Annotated in this window: 19 protein-coding genes; 9 read left to right on the top strand and 10 right to left on the bottom strand. The window is 67.5% G+C overall.

What is annotated here, in order from left to right; translation table 11 throughout:
• Nucleotides 1-132 precede the first annotated feature (132 nt).
• The 3 genes from AUR65_RS06050 to AUR65_RS06040 all read right to left on the bottom strand — a co-directional run bounded on the left by AUR65_RS06050 (nt 133) and on the right by AUR65_RS06040 (nt 3,653).
• Nucleotides 133-1,560, bottom strand: a complete 1,428-nt coding sequence (locus tag AUR65_RS06050; protein ID WP_058565991.1) for an FAD-dependent oxidoreductase — start codon at nt 1,558-1,560, stop codon at nt 133-135.
• Nucleotides 1,561-1,681: 121 nt separating this feature from the next.
• Nucleotides 1,682-3,040, bottom strand: coding sequence for a hypothetical protein (locus AUR65_RS06045; protein ID WP_058565990.1), 1,359 nt, complete (start codon nt 3,038-3,040; stop codon nt 1,682-1,684).
• Between the two features lies 1 nt (nt 3,041).
• Nucleotides 3,042-3,653 carry a hypothetical protein gene (locus tag AUR65_RS06040; protein WP_058565989.1) on the bottom strand — a complete coding sequence of 204 codons (612 nt, stop codon included), beginning with the start codon at nt 3,651-3,653 and terminating at the stop codon, nt 3,042-3,044.
• Between the two features lie 110 nt (nt 3,654-3,763).
• On the opposite strand from AUR65_RS06040, the gene AUR65_RS06035 reads away from it, so the two are divergent.
• Complete coding sequence (locus tag AUR65_RS06035; protein ID WP_058565988.1) at nt 3,764-4,336, top strand: hypothetical protein; 573 nt, start codon at nt 3,764-3,766, stop codon at nt 4,334-4,336.
• A 38-nt stretch (nt 4,337-4,374) separates the two neighbouring features.
• The gene (locus tag AUR65_RS06030) at nt 4,375-4,833 is read left to right on the top strand and encodes a hypothetical protein (RefSeq protein WP_058565987.1); all 459 of its coding nucleotides are present in this window, start codon (nt 4,375-4,377) and stop codon (nt 4,831-4,833) included.
• 29 nt (nt 4,834-4,862) lie between these two features.
• Here AUR65_RS06030 and AUR65_RS06025 read toward each other — a convergent pair whose 3' ends face one another.
• The 5 genes from AUR65_RS06025 to AUR65_RS06005 form a co-directional block, all read right to left on the bottom strand.
• Nucleotides 4,863-5,309, bottom strand: a complete 447-nt coding sequence (locus tag AUR65_RS06025) for a high-potential iron-sulfur protein (protein ID WP_058565986.1) — start codon at nt 5,307-5,309, stop codon at nt 4,863-4,865.
• 164 nt (nt 5,310-5,473) lie between these two features.
• Nucleotides 5,474-8,161 carry a heavy metal translocating P-type ATPase gene (locus tag AUR65_RS06020; RefSeq protein WP_058565985.1) on the bottom strand — a complete coding sequence of 896 codons (2,688 nt, stop codon included), beginning with the start codon at nt 8,159-8,161 and terminating at the stop codon, nt 5,474-5,476.
• A gap of 95 nt (nt 8,162-8,256) precedes the next feature.
• Nucleotides 8,257-9,666 (bottom strand): hypothetical protein, encoded by a 1,410-nt coding sequence (locus AUR65_RS06015; RefSeq protein WP_058565984.1) that lies wholly within the window; start codon nt 9,664-9,666, stop codon nt 8,257-8,259.
• Nucleotides 9,663-9,920, bottom strand: a complete 258-nt coding sequence (locus tag AUR65_RS06010; RefSeq protein WP_058565983.1) for a hypothetical protein — start codon at nt 9,918-9,920, stop codon at nt 9,663-9,665. The genes AUR65_RS06015 and AUR65_RS06010 overlap by 4 nt, the downstream gene beginning before the upstream one ends.
• 104 nt (nt 9,921-10,024) lie before the next feature.
• Nucleotides 10,025-11,089, bottom strand: a complete 1,065-nt coding sequence (locus AUR65_RS06005) for a DUF7350 domain-containing protein (RefSeq protein WP_058565982.1) — start codon at nt 11,087-11,089, stop codon at nt 10,025-10,027.
• A 197-nt stretch (nt 11,090-11,286) separates the two neighbouring features.
• On the opposite strand from AUR65_RS06005, the gene AUR65_RS06000 reads away from it, so the two are divergent.
• Nucleotides 11,287-12,927, top strand: coding sequence for a PAS domain-containing protein (locus tag AUR65_RS06000; RefSeq protein WP_058565981.1), 1,641 nt, complete (start codon nt 11,287-11,289; stop codon nt 12,925-12,927).
• A 68-nt stretch (nt 12,928-12,995) separates the two neighbouring features.
• Here the strand turns inward: AUR65_RS06000 and AUR65_RS05995 are convergent, their stop codons facing one another.
• The gene (locus tag AUR65_RS05995) at nt 12,996-13,412 is read right to left on the bottom strand and encodes a VOC family protein (protein ID WP_058565980.1); all 417 of its coding nucleotides are present in this window, start codon (nt 13,410-13,412) and stop codon (nt 12,996-12,998) included.
• Nucleotides 13,413-13,586: 174 nt separating this feature from the next.
• On the opposite strand from AUR65_RS05995, the gene AUR65_RS05990 reads away from it, so the two are divergent.
• The 6 genes from AUR65_RS05990 (at nt 13,587) to AUR65_RS05965 (ending at nt 18,706) form a co-directional block, all read left to right on the top strand.
• Nucleotides 13,587-13,955, top strand: coding sequence for a hypothetical protein (locus AUR65_RS05990; RefSeq protein WP_058565979.1), 369 nt, complete (start codon nt 13,587-13,589; stop codon nt 13,953-13,955).
• Nucleotides 13,956-14,383: 428 nt separating this feature from the next.
• The gene (locus AUR65_RS05985) at nt 14,384-14,821 is read left to right on the top strand and encodes a type IV pilin (protein ID WP_058565978.1); all 438 of its coding nucleotides are present in this window, start codon (nt 14,384-14,386) and stop codon (nt 14,819-14,821) included.
• 237 nt (nt 14,822-15,058) lie between these two features.
• Nucleotides 15,059-15,523, top strand: coding sequence for a type IV pilin (locus AUR65_RS05980; protein WP_058565977.1), 465 nt, complete (start codon nt 15,059-15,061; stop codon nt 15,521-15,523).
• A gap of 138 nt (nt 15,524-15,661) precedes the next feature.
• A complete protein-coding gene (locus AUR65_RS05975) occupies nt 15,662-16,999 on the top strand; it encodes a M20 family metallopeptidase (RefSeq protein ID WP_058565976.1) in 1,338 nt (445 codons plus the stop codon).
• 16 nt (nt 17,000-17,015) lie between these two features.
• Entirely contained in the window at nt 17,016-18,131 is a 1,116-nt protein-coding gene (locus tag AUR65_RS05970) for an aminotransferase class V-fold PLP-dependent enzyme (RefSeq protein ID WP_058565975.1), read from the top strand.
• Nucleotides 18,132-18,229: 98 nt separating this feature from the next.
• On the top strand, nt 18,230-18,706 hold the full coding sequence (locus AUR65_RS05965; protein ID WP_058565974.1) for a YbaK/EbsC family protein: 477 nt from the start codon (nt 18,230-18,232) through the stop codon (nt 18,704-18,706).
• 301 nt (nt 18,707-19,007) lie between these two features.
• On the opposite strand, the gene eif1A is transcribed toward AUR65_RS05965, so the two are convergent.
• Entirely contained in the window at nt 19,008-19,292 is a 285-nt protein-coding gene (gene eif1A, locus AUR65_RS05960) for a translation initiation factor eIF-1A (protein WP_013035036.1), read from the bottom strand.
• Between the last annotated feature and the right edge of the window lie 316 nt (nt 19,293-19,608).

Raw genomic sequence — 19,608 nt, 5'->3', positions numbered from 1 at the left:
CCGTTCCGGCTCCGCCGACCCGAATTCGATACGCCCGCGTTCAGTTGGAGGAATGTCCAGCACGTGAGCGTATCGTTACCACACAGTCGATAATAGTCGTTTTGTTCGGTTCGGATTTCGAACCGGCGCGGCCTACAACGAGCCTCGGAGGACCTTCGCCGCGGTCAGAATCGGGTCCCAGACGGGACTAAAGGGCGGCGCGTAGCCGAGGTCGAGACGCTCCACCTCGGCGACGGTTAGCTCCGAGGCGAGCGCGGTCGCCACGGTATCGATTCTGACGGCGGCGCGGTCGGCCCCGACGATGGTGCCGCCGAGCAGTCGTCCAGTGTCGCGGTCGGCGACGAGCGTGACGGTCGTCTCGGCGGACCCGGGGTAGTAGCCCGACCGCGAACCGGCGGTGATGGTCTCCGAGACGGGGTCGAAGCCGGCGTCGCGCGCCTCGTCGAGGTCGGTCACGCCGGCGCGGCCGCATTCGAGGTCGAACGCCTTCACGACCGAGGTGTTCGCGACGGTCCCGATGGGTTCGGGGTCGCCGGCGACGGTCTGGCCGATGGCGCGCCCGGCGCGGTTCGCGGGCAGGCCGAGCGTGTTCCACGTCGGCTCGCCGGTGACGACGTGGTCGATTTCGGCGCAGTCGCCCGCGGCGTAGACGCGCTCTGCGCTCGTCCGTCCGTAGTCGTCGACCGCGATAGCGCCCGTCTCGCCGAGGTCGACCGCGTCGGCGACGAGGTCCGAGTTGGGTCGGAGGCCGATACCGACCATCGCCGCGTCGACCGCGAGTTCGTCGCCCTCGCAGACGACGGCCTCGACCCGGCCCGCGTCGTCGCCGCGGAGTCGCTCGACCGACGCGCCGAGGTGGAGCGTGACGCCGTGGGCTTCGAGATGTTCCTCGACCCGCTCGCCCACGGCGTCGCCGAACGATCCGAGGACGTGCCCGGAGCGCTGGAACAGGTGCACGTCGAGGCCGTGAGCGGTGAACGCCTCAGCCATCTCGACGCCGACGAAGCCGCCGCCGACGATGGCGACCGACTCGGGCGGTTCCATCGCGCCGAAGCGGGCCGCGCGCGCCTCGTCGACGAACCCGCCGCCCCCGAGGTCGGCGACCGAGGCCTCGACCGGGTCGGTGAGGAACGACCGAATCGCCGCCGCGTCGTCCAGGCCGTGGAGCGTGAACGCGCCGTCGAGGTCGATGCCGTCTATCGGTTCGCGGAGCGCCCGCGCACCGGTGGCGATGAGGAGGTCGCCGTAGGGCTGTTCGAACGTCCCGTCCGGGCCGGCGACCGTGACGACCCGTTCGTCGGTGTCGACGGCGACGACCTCGTGTTCGCGCCGGAGGTCGATGCCGCGGTCGGCGGCCGCCTCGGGCGACAGCGAGAGCATGTCGGTGAGCTTCTCGACCTCGCCTTTGACGAAGTAGGGCGTGCCGCAGTGGGCGTAGGAGACCCAGCGGCCCTTCTCGAAGACGACGACGTCGCGGTCGGTATCGGCACGGGCGAACTTGCTCGCGGCGGAGAGTCCGGCGGCGTCGCCGCCGACGACGACGAATGGTTCGGCAGACATCGTGGGAACGTGGTACGCCCGCCGACACGTAATTTCCCCGGCCGGGCGAGGCGGGCGCACGGACACGTCGGGGACTGGCGAGGTAGTCGAAAACACGGCGAAAAACGGACGAAACGGCCCGTCAGCGTCCGACGCCGCCACGCTCGGCCGCGAGCATTCCGAGCACCCACGCGCTCACGTCGGACGTCTCGCGCGCGGCGAACTCGGTGGTCGCGTACTGCGCGAGCGCGTTTCGCGCGGCCCGAGGGTCGCCGTCCTCGTAGTAGTCGTCGCGGAAGTAGCCGTCTCCGCGGTCGACCATATGGGCGATATCGACCAGCGCGCGCCGCGTCAGGTGCGGGTTCGACCCGTCCGAGCGGGCGGCTTCGAGCGCTTCGAGCGCGCCGAGTTTCGCGTCCCTGACCGCGGCCGCGGACTCGACCGACTCGTACCGGCCTCGCTTGACCGCCGTGACAGCGTCTTCGAACGCGCGGCGGTGCGTCTCGGCTGTGTGAGCGCCCACGAGCGCGGTGGCGAAGCGGTCGCTTCGGAGGCCCTCACGGATGTCCTGAAGCCCGCGTTCGACTTCGACGAACGTCTCCACCAGCAGGTCTTTGGCCGGCGTGCGTTCGAGTTCCTCGGGGTCGAACCCCTCGCCCTCGATGACGGCTTCGAGCCCTCCCTCCTCGGGGTACTTCGCCCGGCGGTCCTCGGTGATTCCGGCGAGCGAGGACGCGGTCGACTCGAACGCGTCGGTGAAGTCCACCGGGTCGGCAATCGACGCCAGATAGCGGTCGCGGACGTGGCGCGCGCCGTCGAGCGACGCCCGCGCGGACTCGACCGCGTCGAGCAGTTCGCCGACCCGCGGGGCGCTGTCGGCGTAGCGGCCGTACTCGTCGGCGTTGTCGAGATACCGGACCGCCGCCGCGACGAGGTTCTCGACGGCCTCGTACACGACGAGCGCCCGGTCCGGTTCGTCGCCGAGGTAGCGCGTGCCGAGCCGAAACGACTCGATGTCGGCGCGGACCGCCGCGGCCTCGTCACGCACGTCCGACTCGGTGCGGTCGCCGACTGCGGCGTCGTAGGTCCCTTTCGCCATCGCCGCGGCCCCGCGGGCGTAGCGCAGTCCCCGAAGCGTCTCGAAGGGCGATTCGTCCGCCGTCGTCCGTTCGAGGGCCGCGGTGGCGCCTGCGTACGCCTCGGCGTAGACGTTGCGGACGCCCTCGTTCGGGACTTCCTCGGGAGACATCGTCTCGGGACAGGAGTCGAGGAGTTCGCGGGCGCGAGCGCGACTCTGTTCGAGGTACGACTCCGCGATGGGGGCCGGGACGCGGGCCGGGAACGCCGGCGACCCGAGTTCCATGACCGCTTCGAGCGCCGCCGGGTCGAGCGTCGGGCCGTCGGATTCCGATTCGCCCGCGTCGAGCGCGGTACAGCCCGCGAGTCCGGCGACGCCGACCCCGGCGAGCGAGGCGAGCACGTCGCGTCGCGTTCGGGGCATCTCAGGCGTCCTCCGTCTCGGTTCGGAGCGACGGTGGGAGGTGACAACTGCTTCCGCTGCCGTGGCCCCACCCCGATTCGTCCTGCGATGAGTAGGGCAGTCGCACCAGCGAGGCGACGACGTGGCGGTCGTCCACGGAGCACTCGACCGACGCGTCGCGGAGCGGGTAACAGAAGTCGAGATGGACGACGCTGTCCGGCGGGTGCGTGACGTACAGCAGTTTCACCCGGTGGCAGGCGTTTGGCCGGTGCTGGGTGATGACGAGCGTTTGCTCGTCGAAATTCGTCTCGTCGACGAACGCGCGGGCCTCGTCGATGCCGTCGGGTTCGGCCGCGACCGCGACGTCCGCACGTTCCTCGTCGGTGGTGACGAGGAAATCATCGGGATACGACGACTCCGCGTCTTCGTCGTCGCGGGCGGCGTCTCGGAAAATCGCGGTATTGGCCTCGTTTCGAACTGTCAAGACGTCGTAGTCGGTGACGAGCGTGTCCGGGGAGGGACCGGACGGCACGTCCGAACTGGAACTGGACCCCTCGCCGGAACACCCGGCGAGCGCGGCGACGAGGGACGCGCCGCCGGCGCGGAGGACCTGTCTGCGGGTCGGCAGGGACATATGTCGGTTCTCCAACCGAACGCCCGCGGTATGTGTTTTCCGATGTGTCGGGTCGCCGCCGGCCGAACCGCGGGACATTTCCCCGACGGTCGCCTCGTCTCGACCGACAGATGCGCGAGGACGAGTTGGCGACGCGGGTGGTCGAGCACTTCCGGGCGGCCTTCGACGACGTGGAGATTCACCTCGAAGAGCCGTACGACCACTACGGGAACCGCGGCGTCGCCGACGTGTACGTCAGGGTGCGGACGCCCGAACCGGTTGACTACCTCATCGAACTCAAGGCCGACGCCGCCGTCCGCCACGCCACCGGCGCGAACGAGATACTCCGCCAGTACCGCCGCATGGAGCGCTACTTCTACAAGGACGACGAGCACGCCATCCGAACGAAACTCGGCCGCGAGGGGCCGGGCGTCCACGCGCTGTTGCTGTTCGCGCCGACGAAACGCTGCGTCGAACACGTCCGGGAACACGCCGCCCTGTACGAGTCGGTCGACCCCGAGGCGACCGTCGAGGGCGTCGAAGCCGTCCGAAAGGTGGCGTTCCTGACGAACCTCGACCGTGCGCCCGAGGGCGAACTCGGCTTCCTCTCGCTCAACGGGCCGCTCGCGTTCGACTCGGTCCCCTTCCGCGAGGCCGTCCCGTCGGGGTCGCGCCTCGCGGACGCCCTCTGGGGCGACGACTAGCGGACACGCTCATACACCCCCCGTTCGTAGGGGCGGGCATGGGAACGATTCGAGAGTCGGTTCGAATCCCGTTGGGGGACCTCCGTCAGCAGGTGGCTGACACCTTCGGCGTCGCGGCGTCGCTCGTCGAGATACACGGCATCCGGCTCGAAGACGGGGCGCTCGAAGTCGACGCGAGCTACCCCGACGGCGAGGACGTGCCGGTCGTCGAACTGTTCGTCACCGACCCGGCCGGGAACACCGAGTCCTACGTCACCGAGTTGGACGGCGCGAAGAACCTCCTCATCGCCGGCGAGGACGTGCTCGTCGAACTCGTGGACTACGACCCCGAGCGCGGCGAGGTGTTCGTCTCGGTGAAACACCGACAGGACGGCGAGATGGTGACCGTCCTCGGCTGCGGCGAGAAGTGGGTGATTCCGGTCGAGCGCGACGGCGTCGAGGAGTCCATCCGCTGTCGGATTCAGAGCGCCGTCGGGCCGACGGGCGACGACGCCTGACCGCGACGGAGGTTCGAAGCGTTACCCCGTTACCCCTCGTACTCGACGTAAGAGACGCAGTACCCCTCGGGAGCGATTTCGCCCGCGACGATGGCGCACGCGCCCACGCCGTCCCCGTTTTTGTCCTCGATGTAGTACCGACAGGTCGAACACTGCCTGCCGTCGCTCGGTTCGTCTTGGTACGAGACGGCCTCCTGCGACGAGAGGCTATCGGGGTTTCGCTGGGTGCCGTCGAGGGACGTGGCGGTCGCGTACGCCTCGGGGACGCCCCCGGTCGAACCCGACGACTGCGTCGTGGTCGCGGTCGTCTCGGTCGCGCCGCCACCGCCGCCGGAACAGCCGGCCAAGCCGGCCATCGCGGCGGTCCCGGTGAGCCAGATGAACCGTCTTCGGGTGCGCCCGGCGTCGCGGGTGTCCCGATTCCACGTCGGTCGGTCGGTCGCGTCTCGGCGTGGCGTCCGCTCGTCGTCGTCCATGCCAGTCTCTGACGCGCGGCGTCGGCAAAACCGCGTCAGCCGTTTCTCATGTGGCAAGAATTGCGGTCGCGTTGATAGTGTCACGACACTAAGTAACACGGATGCGCGACTCGGTCGGTGGGAGAGCGAAAATCGGGAGAGGAGGACGACGTGTCCCGTGAACCTCACTCGTCCGGCCGAATCCGAGCGAGTCGCATCGCGTTGCCCGTCACGCCCATAGTCATCCCGGCGTCGCCCGCGAGGACCGCGAGTGCGACCGAGACGTAGCCGAAGGGGACGCCGACCGCGAGGACGGCCTTGATGGCGAGCGACGCCCAGATGTTCTGCCGGATGACGCCGTTCGCCCGGTGGGAGAGTTCGTAGAGGTACGGGAGCTTCGAGAGGTCGTCCGCCATGAGGGCGATATCGGCCGTTTCGAGGGCGGTGTCGGTACCTGCCGCGCCCATGGCGACGCCGACGGTGGCGGTGGCGAGCGCCGGGGCGTCGTTGATGCCGTCGCCGACCATGGCGACCGAACCGTACTCGTCGAGCAGTCCCTCGACGGCGGCGACCTTGTCTTCCGGGAGGAGGCCCGCGCGGAAGTCGTCGACGCCGACCTGCTCGGCGATGGCGCGGGCGGTCCCCTCGTTGTCGCCGGTGAGCATGACGACAGAGAGACCTGCCTCGCGGAGCTTTGCGACCGTCTCGCGGGCGTCGGGGCGGACCTCGTCGGCGACGGCGACGACGCCTTCGAGGGCGTCTTCGGTCCCGACGACGACGACCGTCTTGCCCTCCGACTGGAGGCGCGGAATCGTGTCCTCGACGAGGTTGAGACAGCCGTGGCGGTCACAGAGCTGTCGGATGTCCTCGGAAAGCCCCCCGCCGGGGCCGGTCACGTGGACGTGTTCGAGGTCGAACCCGAGTTCCTCGAAGAACCCGGGCTTGCCGGCGAAGTGCGGGACGCCGTCGAGGTCGGCGCGGACGCCCTTGCCGGTGACGCTCTCGAAGTCGTCGACCTCGCGGGCGGCGACGCCCGTGCCCTCGGCGTGGGAGACGATGGCCTCGCCGATGGGGTGTTCGCTCCGGGATTCGAGGCCGCGAGCGCACCGGAGCACGTCCTCCTCGGAGTTGCCGTTGAGCGGGACCACGTCGGTGACGGTGAGTTCGCCCTTCGTGAGCGTCCCCGTCTTGTCCACGGCGATGGCCTCGACCGAGCCCATCGCTTCGAGGTGCGTGCCACCCTTGATGAGCACGCCGTTTTTCGCGGCCGACGTGATGCCCGAGACGACCGAGACGGGCGTCGAGATGACGAACGCGCAGGGGCAGGCGAGCACGAGCATCGTGATGCCGTAGACGAACCACGTCACCCAGTCGAGGCCGAACGCGACCGGCGGTATCGCCGCGACCGCGACCGCGACGACGACCATGACGGGCGTGTAGTACGACGAGAAGCGCTCGACGAACTGCTCGCGTTCGGTCTTGTTGGCCTGCGCGTCCTCGACCATCGAGACGATGCGCGAGAGGGTGTCGTCGCCCGCGGCGGACTCGACGCGGACTTCGAGGTAGCCCGCCTCGTTGACGGTGCCCGCGAACACCTCGTCGCCCTCGGCCTTGTCGACCGGGACGGACTCGCCGGTGATGGGGGCCTGATTGACCGCGCTGTCGCCGGTGACCACCGTCCCGTCGACGGGAATCTTCTCGCCGGGCTTGACGGCGACCACGTCGCCGAGTTCGAGTTCCCCGACGGGAACGACCGTCTCGACGCCGTCGCGGAGGACCGTCGCCTCGTCGGGCGAGAGGTCCATCAGTTCGCGGAGGGAGTCGCGCGTGCGGTCCATCGAGTAGCGTTCGAGCAGTTCGGAGACGCTGAAGAGGAACGCGAGCGTCGCCGCCTCGAAGTAGAGGCTCGTCGGTCCGGAGATGAGGCTCGCGGCCACGGCGCTGAGAATCGCCGCCGACATCAGGAAGTCGATGTCGAGACTGCGGTTCTTCGCCGAGTAGTAGCCGTTGCGGAGAATAGCCTGCCCGCCGAGCGCGGCCCCGAAGACGTAGAGCAGTTCGGCGACCGTGAACGAGACGCCGAGGACGCTGGCGACGACGAGTTCCAGCCCGAACAGGTACTCGGCGGCGATGCCCGCCGCGAGGAAGCCGCCGCTTATCCACGTTTTCACCGCGCGCGTACTGCGCCAGACGCTCTCGCGGTCCGCGTCGGAACCGCCGTGAGAGTGGCCGTGCCCGTCGTCGCCATCGTCGCCATCGGTCCCGGTGACCTCGTACCCCGCGGCTTCGATGGCCGAGACGACCGCTTCGAGGTCCGCGTCGGCCGCGAGCGTGACGACCGCGGTCCCGGTGGTCGGACGCGTCTCGTAGGAGAGCACGCCCGGCGCGCCGTGGAGCGCGTTTTCGACCTTCCCGGCGCAGGAGGCGCAATCCATGTCGGGGACGGTGAACGAGACCTCGCGCGTCGAGGGGCCGCTTTCGACGGCGTAGCCCGCGCCCTCGATGTTGCCCCGGATGTCGTCGGGCGTGGTCCGGTCGGGGTCGTACTCGACGACGAGTCGGCCGGTCGTCGCCCGCGGGTCGATGTCGCCGACGCCATCGAGTTTCCGGACGCTGGATTCGACCTTGCTCGCACAGGAGGCGCAGTCCATGTCCGGCACGGAGAACTCCGCGCGGGCCGAACCGGCGGCGGGCGACGAGGCTCCCCCCGACGCTCCGACGGACGAGTCGGTCTGCGTCGAGTCGGTCGCTCCCGACGACTCCACCTCGACCTCGCAGGCGTCGCCGCACCCGCACCCGTCGCCGTCGGGCGGGTTAGTGGACGCGTCCGACCCGTCACCGAAGTCGGGGTCGCGTCCGTCGTGTTCGCTCATACTCGGCAGTAGTCAGGGACCGGTTAATAATTCACCTGTTAGAAACGGGGGGTTATCTATTGCAATTTCACAAATTAAGCTCGTCTAGTTAACAATTAGAGGAACGGCGGGCTCGCGGTCGGCAGCGAGATGAGCCACAGGCTGAGAATCGTGTACAGAATCATCACGGCGACGAAGGGGAACTGGCTCCGGACGGCCTGCAGTCTGCTCGGGAAGGTCCGGTAGGCCTGCGAGTGTGCCACCCACACCGCGAGCAGGTGGCCGAGGAGGACGAACGCGACGTTCAGGCCGCCGAACCACGCGGGGAGCGTGAGAACGACCGGGTTCGCCGGCGACGACAGCGGCGACGACAGCGCGTGCACCAGCATCGGCGACAGCGAGACGAAGAAGCCGAAGTAGTGCGCGAGGTGGTAGCCCGCGGCGATGGCGAGCAACGAGGGCGCGAACTTGACCGCGAGGTCGAGCGGCGTCTCGAAGGTGTCGATGCGGCGGGCGGTCACCCGCGCGGCGAGGACGTAGAGGCCGAGGAAGACCCCGAAGCCGCCGAGGTAGAGCAGTCCGTAGACGAGAAGCGGCGGGAGTCCGACGCCCGCGAGCCACCGAATGGCCGCCGCGCCCTGCTCGGTCGTGACGAAGCCGCTGAAGGTGAGTTCCCAGACGAGGACGACCGCGACGGCCACGTCGCCGAGGTCGGTCAGGTCGTCGTCGGTGACGAGTCGCATCCCCGGCAGGCGGAACGAGAGGCCGTCGTCGTCGAGTCGAACTGGCGCGACCCGGCCGTAGAAGTGCAGGAAGACGGAGACGGGGTCGGCCTTGTCGAACCACGCGTCCGCGCCGACGACGACCGCGCCGGCGACCGTGACGACCGAGTAGGCGACGAGCGCGGTCGCGAGGACCGACGGCTGGGTCGTGACGGCGGTCGCGGTCTCGACCCAGACGAGCGCGAGAATCCCCGCGACCGCGGGCCAGCGGCCGAGTCGCTCGGGGTACGAGACGAAGCCGTTCGGAACCGCGGCGGCGACGGTCCGCCACGGGTTCAGCGCGCGCCACGTGTCGGCGACGAGGTACGAGAACATCGTGAATCCGGCCCGAATCCCCGCGAAGACGACGATGACGGCGAAGCTAACGGTCGGGACCTGCGGGCCGGTGTACCCGAGGTAGACCGCGAGCGCGAGGACCACGAGGCCGAGGACGCCGCCCGCGACCCGGAGCGCGCGCAGGAGTCCGTCCGAGACGCCCGCTTCGAGGCCGGTCTGCCACAGATGGACGCGCTCGATGAACCGGCGGTCGGTGACGAAACTGGCCAGGAGCGCGGAGGCCCCGACGGTCGCGCCGCCGGTGGCGAGATAGAGCCACCGCGGGACCGCGAGGTTGTCTTCCGACGCGCCCGCGAGGCCGACCGCGGCGTTGCTCGCGGCCGCCGGGTCGGCGAGGAGCGACAAGAGACTCGCCAACAGGAGACCGAGACCGAATCGTCTGAGGGTGAGAGGTCGGAGTCCGGTCATGATGCGAAGACGATGAACAGCATGAGGAAGCCGAAGTACAGTAGAACGAGAAGGCCGAGCGCGCGGATGCGGAACGACTTGAGTTCGTCTTCTTCCTCGTAGTAGGCCTCGCGGTACGCTTCGACCTCCGCGGCGTCGAGGTCGTCGGGGTGTCTCGCGCCCCGGTGGAGAACCAGCAGTCGCTCGGTCGGATACGCCTCGCCGCACGCTGTGCAGGTGTGGCGGTCGCGCGTCGCGCCGGTGTCCGTGGTCATCCGATAGTCACTCGAAGTTCGGGGTGGGTGGTTTCTGAACGTTTCCATCGCGGGCGTCCGCACTGCGGTCCGACGGCAGAGAGCGGAGACGCCGAAACGACGCCTCAGACCTCGAACCGCATCGGTTCGAACTCCATGAACGCCGTCTCGTAGCCGTCGTGGCGCGCGACCTGCGGCGGCACGTCCACGGAGAGCGTCAGCGCGTCGCCGGATTCGACGGCCTCGACGCCCGTTCCGTAGTGGTAGCTGAGGTCGGGGTCGAGCGTCCGGGCGAGTCGCGCCCCGTCGAGGACCGCGGTTCCGCCGCGTTCGAGCGTGGTTTTGACGCCCATCATCGGCAGGACGAACTCGTTGTGCGGGGTCCGCGCCGAGACGTAGAGGTACGAGCCGTCGACGCCGAACCGAGAGCCGTCGTCGACGACGAAGGCGTCGAACAGGGCGTCGGCGCTCGTCTGCCGGCCGAGGTGGCGACCGGGGAGGTCGCCGACTGCGGGCGCTTTCCCGGTCGGAACGCCCATCATCTCCATCGCGGGGACCGCGCCGCGCGACCCGGCCTCGTCGCCGAGGCGCGTCAGTTCCACGTCGTAGAGGTCGTCGGTCTCGAAGGCGAACTCGAACGTCGCCGTCTCGGCCGAGTCGAACCGGCCGGCGAACGAGCCGGTCCGGGACAGCGAGGTGCCACCGACGTGGACGCGAGCCTCGTAGTCGCCCTCGCCGTCGAGGACGTAGTTCGAGCCGTAGTGCATCCCCATCTGCTGGGAGAGCATCGGGTAGGCGACCTCCTCGCTGACGAGGTCGCCGTCGCGGAGAATCTCGATGGAGACGCCGGCGTCGAGCGGGAGGACGGTCCCCGTCTCGGCGTCCCACAGCGACGCCATGAGGTGAATCGAGTCGTCGGCCTCGACGACGGTCTTCCCGAGTTCGGAGCCGGCGGCGGTCCAGAAGCGGTGGGGGTACGAGTAGGTGAGCGCGACGCCGTACGGACCGGCGGTCGTCTTGCCGTACATCTTCATCCCCTCGGTGATGGCGGGCAGGTAGACCGCGGCCGGGCGGTCCTCGACGAGCGGCGGGTCGCGCCACGCCGACTGTCGTTCGAACCCGCCGAGACACCCGGCGGTGGCCGCGATAGCGCCGATGCCGAGCGTCTTGATGGCGTGCCGTCGGTTCATGGTGCCTCGCTGGCGTCTCGTCGGCTCATGGTGAGGTGTCGCCGCGCGTCTCCGCGAGGCGGGTAGTCACCTGCGCTAGTGGCCCGGTGCCAATGTCGGTTGCGCTTCCGCGTCGGGTTTCGAGGGGTGGTGCCGTCGTTATCAACTTCCGGTTCGCCGCATCACGTTTATATCTCCGCTCGCGCTCCGTTCGGACGATGAACGACTCGCCGCTCGACGGTCTCGACGCCCGCGCCATCGCGCTGGCGTATCTCGGCTTCGGGACCGCGGGCATCCTCGGTGGCGAGCTACTCCTGTCGGTCACGCTGGGTGCGCCCCCGGCCCCCGAGGCCGAACTGGTCAAAGGGTTGGCCTTCGTCGCCGTCTCCACCGCGTTCGTCTGGTTTCTCGTCTCCCGAAAGGACCGTCGAATCGAGCGCCAGCAGGCGTCGATTCGGTCGTCGCTGGACCAGCTTCAGACCGTGGTCGCCGCGTCCCCGGTCCCGATTATCGCGGTCACGCCCGAGGGACGCGTGACGAGGTGGAACGACGCCGCCACGGAGACGTTCGGCTGGGAGCGAGACGCGGTGCTCGGCGAACCGCTCCCCTACAGCGCGGGCGAGGACAGCGAGAGCAGCGAGGAGATTATCCGGCGGACCATCGCCGAAGACGGCCTCTCGGACGTGTCGGTCGAGCGACGGCCGGCGGACGGCGACCTCCGCGAGTTTCGGCTCTCGACGGCGGTCGTCCGCGACGCCGACGGCGAGGTGGCCGAAGTCGTCGGCGTCTTCGTCGACGTGACAGAACAGCAGCGGCGGGAGCGTCGCCTCCGCGAGTTCGAGCAGGCCGTCGAGCAGGCGGGTCACGCGATTTACCTCACGACGCCGGACGGAGAGATTACGTACGTCAACCCGGCGTTCGAGGAGACGACCGGCTACGACGCCGCGGAGGCCGTCGGCGAACCCGCGTCGATACTCGGTTCGGGCGAGATGCCGGACGCGTACTACGACCGGCTGTGGCGGACCATCCAGTCCGGGGAGACGTGGCAGGAGCGGATTATCGACCGTCGGAAGGGCGGTGAACTCTACACCGCGATACAGACCATCGCGCCCATCGCGAGCGACGGCGACATCCACGGCTACGTCGCCATCCAGTCGGACATCACCGAGTCGGAGCTAACCCGACAGCGGCTCGGCGTCCTCAACCGGATGTTCCGGCACAACCTCCGAAACCGGATGAACGTCATCGAGGGCTACGCGGAGATGATTCGCCAGAGCGCGGGCACGGACGAGGAACTCGCCGACACCGCCGAGACCATCGTCGAGGCGGCGGGCGAACTCGTGGCGCTCTCCGAGAAGGCCCAGACGGTCTCGGACGCCCTCGAATCGAAGGGGACGCCGCGGCGCGTCTCGACGCTCGTCGAGAACGCCGTGTCGCGGGGCGAATCGACGTACTCCGAAGCGACGATACGAACGGACATCGAGACGGCGCTCTCCGCGCGAGTCGACAGCCGCGTCGGCGCGGCGCTCGACGAGTTAATCGCGAACGCGCTCAAGCACGGCGGCGAGACGGTTCACATCGACGTGTTCCGGACCGAAGACGACGACTCGAAACTCGTCGTCCGCGTCGCCGACGACGGTCCCGGCATCCCCGACGAGGAGTGGCGAGTCATCAAGCGCGGCGAGGAGACCCCGCTCGAACACGGGACCGGGATGGGCCTGTGGCTGGTCCACTGGGTCGTGCGAAAGGCGGGTGGAAGCATGGAGTTGGAACCGTCTCCCCTCGGGGGGACGGCCGTGACGCTGAAACTGCCGGTCGGAGCGGAGCGACCGCAGGTGTGGGTTCCGAACGAGGAGTAGTTCGCTTCGGTATTGTATTATTAACGCAATTTGACCCGGCGAGCGGTGTGGTCCCTCACACCGTCAGTTCAGGCTTCGAGGAGTTCGACGAGGTTCCCCTCGGGGTCGCGGACGAACGCGATTCGGGTGCCGCTTTCGGTCGTCTGCGGTTCGCTGAGCGTCTCGGCGTCCGACGGGAGTTCGGCGACCGCGGCGTCGACGTCGTCCACCGAGAGCCCGAGGTGGGTCGCGCCGGGGCGGTTGAGCGTCGGTTCGTCGGTGTCGGCACCGACCGGGTCGTACTCGACGAGTTCGACGCGCACGTCGCCGCCGTCGAGGTGGGCGAACCGCGCCGACGCGCCGTCGACCGAGACGGCCGTCGCGAACTCCTCGCCGCCGACTTCGAAGCGGGAGACGACCGGCAGGTCGAGCGCGTCGCGGTAGAATTCGAGCGTCGAATCGAGGTCGTGGACGGTGAGACCGACGTGGTGCGCGTTGGAGTTCACGGTTCGTCTGCGCGCGCAGAGCCCCAAAGGCGCTTCGCTCGGAACGCGGGGCGACGCGAGTCGGCGGGAGTCCGGACCCGCGCCGCCGCCGGAGACCGTATCGCATATACCCGCTCGGCCGCCCAGATAGGGTACGATGGAACCGACAGGTGCGCGACGCGAGGTGGTGCGACCGTGAGCGAACCGTTCGTCGAATCGCTCCCCGGGCGGGCCGTCCCCAAGTCGTTCGTCGCCGAACTCGAGACGAAGGAGGCGATTCAGCAGGCCGTCGCCGTCCGCGGCTACAACATCGAACGCGACGGTGAGACGGTTCAGCACGCCTACCAGATGGTCGTGAACGTCCGCGGGAAGTACATCCTCGGACTTCACCTCACGAACGGGACCTGGCGGGTCGTCTTCGACACCCGCGACCACCCGAAACTCGCACAGGAAGGCCCGCGCGCGGCCTACGAGGCCGTCCACGACGCGCTCTACGAGCGCGCGCCCTCCGACGCGAAGATAGACTTCGAGTCGACGCCGCGCTTCTGGAACGCCACGCAGTAGGCTCTTTACCGACGTTTTCCGTCGTCTCTCCGATTTTCCACTCCCGCGAGCGGAGCGCGTGTGAAGCGCGCGCGTCGGGGCGGCGACCCGCCCGCACCCACACCACCATGTCCGCAGAAACTCGGGGGCGTGAGGGTTCGAGCGGGCGCGTCGAGCGGGTGAGTGAGACGAGTTCGAGCGTATAGCGCCTCGAAACGGCGGTTCAACACCGAACGTACCTGCCGATGGTATCCAGGTGGGATGGAACGGCTTAAATCCCGAATTCTGGCGTTAGGAGCGTCCTAACCCGCCGAATAGACCGGTAAGTCGCTGCGAAATTAAATATATCCGGAACATACGGAAAGCCAACAGGAGCCGGAACATGTGGCCGCTCGAGGTCCCGTGCAGGTGGGCACGAGGTGGGTCTGAGGCCGGTCCTGGGTAGAACAATGGATATCAAGAAATTCCTTAGCGAATCACGCGCAGTCTCGCCAGTCATCGGCGTCATCCTCATGGTCGCGATCACAGTCATCCTCGCGGCCGTCATCGGTACCTTCGTCCTCGGTCTCGGCGACCAGGTCGGCGACACCGCCCCGCAGGCGAGTTTCAGCTTCGAGTACGACGGTGCGCAGGAAATCACTATCACGCACGAAAGCGGTGACGCCATCGCCAGCGACGACCTGAGTGTCGTCGTCCCGTCGGACCTGACCGCACCAACCGTGACGAAGAACGACGGTGCTGACGACAACATGAACGCCGGTGAAACCATCGTCATCGAGCTTGATGGCATCGAGGAACTCGACAGCGGCGACGAAGTGCGCCTCGTCTGGACCTCCGAATCGGGCTCCAACTCTGCGACCCTGCAGAAGTACACCTACAACGCCTGAACGGTCCGCAGCGTCACAGCCAACGAACCTCAATTTTTTCGAACGTCACCCCGAGAGCGACAGCGTTCCCCGATTCTGGTACGGAACACGCATGAGACGTGAAACGTCTTCTCAATACTAGTTTATATCCTCGGAGAACGTCAGGCTATCTGTTAGGTTAGCAGGCAAGCGTTCGAGGACCGATTCGAATTTTTCCTCAACGGTCGCCTCTCGTCCGGCACACCTAGGAGAGAAACTATGCAAATCAAGAGAATCTTCACAGAATCCCGCGCAGTCTCGCCGGTCATCGGCGTCATCCTCATGGTCGCGATTACCGTCATTCTCGCGGCCGTCATCGGTACCTTCGTCCTCGGTCTCGGTGACCAAGTCGGCGACACCGCTCCACAAGCGAGTTTCGCGTTCGACTACGACAACGACGGCGGGGCGGATGACGAGGCACAAGTGACGATCACCCACGAATCTGGTGATGCAGTTGACGCCGACCGACTGAGCATTTCGATTGATGGGGCTGCCCCAGACGGCACGAACTACATCGAATCAACGGCCTTCAGCGACCAAGTCAGCGCAGGTGATAGCGCGCTGATTACTGTTGGTACCGCCGGTAGCGATACCTCATGGTCTGGTGAAGTCATCCGCGTCGTCTGGACCTCCGAATCGGGCTCCAACTCCGCGACCCTGCAGAGGTCGACTGCGCCGAACTAGCTGAGTAGTCTTCGACCGCGGGCGACCGAAATCAGCATTTTTCAGTAAGTAATCACAGGCGGTTGTTCTGCGGCAACAGTATTGTATTTTTAGCACAAACTTATTCGTCCGCAGTGCGTACGCTCGGACAGAGAGCCAATGTCCAGCGACCAACCCGCCGTCGCCTACCTCCGCGAGCACCGCGAGGACATCGTCGACCTCGCGGCGACGCTCGTCGGCCACGACACGCAGAACCCGCCGGGAGACACGCGGGAACTCGCGTCGTGGGTCGAGTCGTTCTTCTCCGACCTCGGTGTCGAGACCGAGCGCGTCGCCTCGGACCCGACGAAGCCGAATCTCGTGGCGACGCTCCCGGGTGCAACCGACCGGACGCTCGCCCTGTTGGGGCACCTCGATACGGTCCCGTTCGAGGCTGACGAGTGGACGCGCGACCCGCTCGGCGAGCGAGAGGGCGACCGGCTCTACGGACGCGGCGCGACCGACATGAAGGGGGCAGTCGCCGCGATGCTCGCGGTGGCGAAGGCGTACGTCGAAACCGAGACGATACCGGCGACGAACCTCGTGTTCGCGTTCGTGAGCGACGAGGAAGTCGCCGGGAAGGCGGGGTTACCGACGCTTCTCGACCGGCGCGGACTCTCCGCGGACGCCTGCGTCATCGGCGAGACGACCTGCGAAGGCGACCGGCACTCGGTGACCGTCGCCGACCGCGGGAGCATCTGGTTGGAACTCGAAGCCGCGGGGACCGCCGCCCACGGCTCTCGGCCGATACTCGGGGCAAACGCGATTCATCGCCTCTACGGCGCCGTGAGAGACATCGAATCGACGCTCGGAGACTATCGGTTCGAGTTCGACCCCGCGGTGCGGGCGCTCGTCGAGGAGTCCGCGGAGTACTACGCGCCGCGGTTCGGCGAAGACGCGGCGCGAGAGCTGTTCGAGCGTCCATCGGCCAATCTCGGCGTCCTCTCGGGCGGCGACCGGGTGAACGTCGTCCCCGCCGCGGCGCGGGCGAAACTCGACATTCGCGTGACGGCGGGCGTCGAGACGGAGGCTGTACTCGACGCCGTCCGGGAGGTGGTCGCCGGTCACGACGGCGTCGAAATCTCGGACGCGGACTGGTCAGTCGGGACGTTCGAGGACCCCGACGGCCCGCTGGCAAACGCCGTGGGCTCGGTCGCGTCGGGCGTCACCGGCGGGCGCGTGTACCGCCGGAGCGCGACCGGCGGCGGCGACGCGAAGCGGATGCGCAACGCGGGCGTCCCGACCGTCGAGTTCGGGCTGGGAACCGAGACGGCCCACGCGACCGACGAGTTCACCACGGTCGAGGCGCTCGCCGGCAACGCCGAGGTGTACGCCCGACTCCCCGACGAGCTGTTGCGGCAATTCGATAGTGGTACCAGAACGTTTGATTCGACGGACGTGTCACCAGCAGGCACGACTCCTTCGCGACGCGGACGACGAGAGAACAACTCACGATGACACCCGACAACGAACTATGACACCAGACGAACTCCGAACGACGATTCCGGCCCTCGACGAAGTCACGTATCTCAACACCGGCGCGCACGGTCCGAGTCCGCGCCCCATCGTGGAGCGGGCGACCGAGTTCCTCGAATACCACGAGTACGAATCGCCGGGCGACGACGGCCCCTATCCGACCGCGTTCGACGCCTACGAGGCCGTCCGCGAGGACGTAGCCGCGTTCATCGGTGCCGAAACTGAGGAGGTGGCGCTGACCCAGAGCACCACCGACGGCATCAACCGCATCGCCACCGCGCTCGACTGGGAACCGGGCGACGTGGTCGTCCGAACCGACCTCGAACACCCGGCGGGCATCCTCCCGTGGCGGCGGCTCGAACGCGAGGGCGTCGAGGTCCGCGTCGTCGAGAGCGACGCGGGGCGGCTCGATATGGACCAGTACGCAGAGGCCGTCGCCGACGCCGACCTCGTCTGTTTCAGCGCCCTGACGTGGAACTACGGGACGCGACTCCCCGTGCGCGAACTCGCCGACATCGCCCGCGACGCCGGCGCGCTGTCGGTGGTCGACGCGGTCCAGTCGTTCGGCCAGTATCCCGTCGATGTAGAAGAGTGGGGAGCGGACATCGTCGCCGGCGCGGGCCACAAGTGGCTACTCGGGCCGTGGGGAGCGGGCTTCCTGTACGTCCGCCGCGACGTCGCCGAGGACATCGAACCGCACGCCGTCGGCTACCGCGGCGTCACGGAGCCGAACGCCGACGGCCTCGACTTCGCACCGGGTGCCAAGCGTTTCGAGGTCGGAACCACCAACCCCGCGCCGCACGTCGCGCTCCGAGAGGCGATCGACATCGCCGAGCGCGTCGGCCTCGACCGAACCGAGGAACACGTTCGCGACCTCGCGAGCCAGTTCATCGAAACCGTCCCGGAGGGCCAGCTGTTGAGCCCAGCCGACCCGGAGTCGGGGCTCGTCTCGTTCGAAGTCCCTGACCCGGAGGGGGCGGTCGAGCGGCTCAAGTCGGCGGGAGTGGTCGTCCGGACGCTTCCCGAGCCGAAGGCGGTCCGCGCGTCGTTCCACAACTTCAACGACGAGACGGACGTGGCGGCGCTTCGCGACGGACTCGACGGGGAGTGGTAGCTCGGGTCCCGGAAACTGGTTCCCGTCAGGGTATCGTCTCACCGCAGTATCTGCCTCGTCGGCGAACGTTCATATCCGACGGGGCGGAATCCCTGCCCATGCATCCCACGGCACGCAAATTCGCCGACCAAGTACGCGATTCTCACGGGTTCGAAGTGACTATCGAGGAGTTTCCCGAAGGGACCAAGACGGCTGACGACGCGGCCGCCGCCGTCGGGTGCGACGTCGCCCAAATCGTCAAAAGCATCGTGATGCGCGTCGGCGACGAGACGGTCGTCGTCCTCACGAGCGGCGCGAACCGCGTCGACGAAGCCACACTCGCCTCCGAATTCGGCGTCGAACAAGGTTCAGTACGAAGCGCCAACCCCGGCGAGGTGAAAGAGGCGACCGGTTGGAGCATCGGCGGCGTGCCGCCGACCTGCCACGCAACCGACTGTCCCGTCCTCGCGGACCCGACGTTCGAGTCGTTCGACCGGATTTGGGCCGCCGCGGGAACCCCTAAGGCGGTGTTCCGACTCACACCGGGTGACCTGCAGACACTCTCCGAACCGCAGTTCGTCGATGTGTTCGAGTGAGACGGGAGCGGAAGCAGAAGCGGGAGCGGAAGCGAAAGCGAAAGCAGTAACGGAAACGAACGGTACTCCGGCGGACGGTCCGCGCTCGCCTCCGCGTTCTGTTCCATCCTGCTGTTTGACGGCGTCCCCATCCTGCTGTTCGACGGCGACGACCTGCCGGACGCGGCGAGGACAACACCACTATGTCCGCTGTTCTGCTCTGTCGGCGCTAAGTGAATATCGTTGGAGAGAAACTGCGAGGCTATCGTAGAGCCGCGGCTGGAGGGTCAGGCGAGATAAACTCTCCTTTCGGAGAAAATGATTACTGAATGTGGCCTTCGCGCCGAAGCTGGTCCGCGTCCTCGCCGGTGTAGCGCCATTCGATGTTGGCTTTCTCGTCCTGCCAGTCCCACGGTTCGACGAGGACGACGTCGCCCTCGTTGATCCACGTGCGGTACTTCATTCGGCCGGGGATGCGGCCCATGCGGTTCTTTCCGTCTTCACAGCGGATTCGGACGTGGTTGCCACCGTTGTGCTCTGTGACGACTGCGAACAGCTCGTTGTCGTTGGGCATTCGAAGATTTCGACGCCCTTGATTTTCACTCACATTCTTGCTCGGGGACGGAGACGGATAACTTATCGGATACTCGTGATACCAAATGTCACGGCGTTGAAAATGGAGTGGCTTGGGTTTCGAACACCACTTTGTCCGCTGTTTTTCGACAGATTGACCGGGAGCAGAGAGGACGGTTCGTGAGAACAATACACACATGTCGTCCGAAGTTCCGTCGTCCGAGGTTCCGAGTTCTCACTCGGGTCAGTCATGCTCGTAGTCGGTCCACTAGGTCGTCGCTGGGTCGTTCTGAGTCATGGCTGGGTCACCGCTGAGTCGTCGCTAAGCCGTCACTGAGGGTGGGTGGGTG

The sequence above is a fragment of the Haloferax marisrubri genome (genome assembly GCF_001469875.2).
GTDB classification, from domain to species: Archaea; Halobacteriota; Halobacteria; order Halobacteriales; family Haloferacaceae; genus Haloferax; species Haloferax marisrubri.
The sequence above is the reverse complement of the archived record's forward strand: the minus strand, read 5'-3'. Positions and strand labels throughout refer to the sequence as shown.

Bases quoted from the DNA above. Each gene is read 5' to 3' on its own strand.
- AUR65_RS06050 (WP_058565991.1), bottom strand. From the start codon at position 1,560: ATGTCTGCCGAACCATTCGTCGTCGTCGGCGGCGACGCCGCCGGACTC.
- AUR65_RS06045 (WP_058565990.1), bottom strand. From the start codon at position 3,040: ATGCCCCGAACGCGACGCGACGTGCTCGCCTCGCTCGCCGGGGTCGGC.
- AUR65_RS06040 (WP_058565989.1), bottom strand. From the start codon at position 3,653: ATGTCCCTGCCGACCCGCAGACAGGTCCTCCGCGCCGGCGGCGCGTCC.
- AUR65_RS06035 (WP_058565988.1), top strand. From the start codon at position 3,764: ATGCGCGAGGACGAGTTGGCGACGCGGGTGGTCGAGCACTTCCGGGCG.
- AUR65_RS06030 (WP_058565987.1), top strand. From the start codon at position 4,375: ATGGGAACGATTCGAGAGTCGGTTCGAATCCCGTTGGGGGACCTCCGT.
- AUR65_RS06025 (WP_058565986.1), bottom strand. From the start codon at position 5,309: ATGGACGACGACGAGCGGACGCCACGCCGAGACGCGACCGACCGACCG.
- AUR65_RS06020 (WP_058565985.1), bottom strand. From the start codon at position 8,161: ATGAGCGAACACGACGGACGCGACCCCGACTTCGGTGACGGGTCGGAC.
- AUR65_RS06015 (WP_058565984.1), bottom strand. From the start codon at position 9,666: ATGACCGGACTCCGACCTCTCACCCTCAGACGATTCGGTCTCGGTCTC.
- AUR65_RS06010 (WP_058565983.1), bottom strand. From the start codon at position 9,920: ATGACCACGGACACCGGCGCGACGCGCGACCGCCACACCTGCACAGCG.
- AUR65_RS06005 (WP_058565982.1), bottom strand. From the start codon at position 11,089: ATGAACCGACGGCACGCCATCAAGACGCTCGGCATCGGCGCTATCGCG.
- AUR65_RS06000 (WP_058565981.1), top strand. From the start codon at position 11,287: ATGAACGACTCGCCGCTCGACGGTCTCGACGCCCGCGCCATCGCGCTG.
- AUR65_RS05985 (WP_058565978.1), top strand. From the start codon at position 14,384: ATGGATATCAAGAAATTCCTTAGCGAATCACGCGCAGTCTCGCCAGTC.
- AUR65_RS05980 (WP_058565977.1), top strand. From the start codon at position 15,059: ATGCAAATCAAGAGAATCTTCACAGAATCCCGCGCAGTCTCGCCGGTC.
- AUR65_RS05975 (WP_058565976.1), top strand. From the start codon at position 15,662: ATGTCCAGCGACCAACCCGCCGTCGCCTACCTCCGCGAGCACCGCGAG.
- AUR65_RS05970 (WP_058565975.1), top strand. From the start codon at position 17,016: ATGACACCAGACGAACTCCGAACGACGATTCCGGCCCTCGACGAAGTC.
- AUR65_RS05965 (WP_058565974.1), top strand. From the start codon at position 18,230: ATGCATCCCACGGCACGCAAATTCGCCGACCAAGTACGCGATTCTCAC.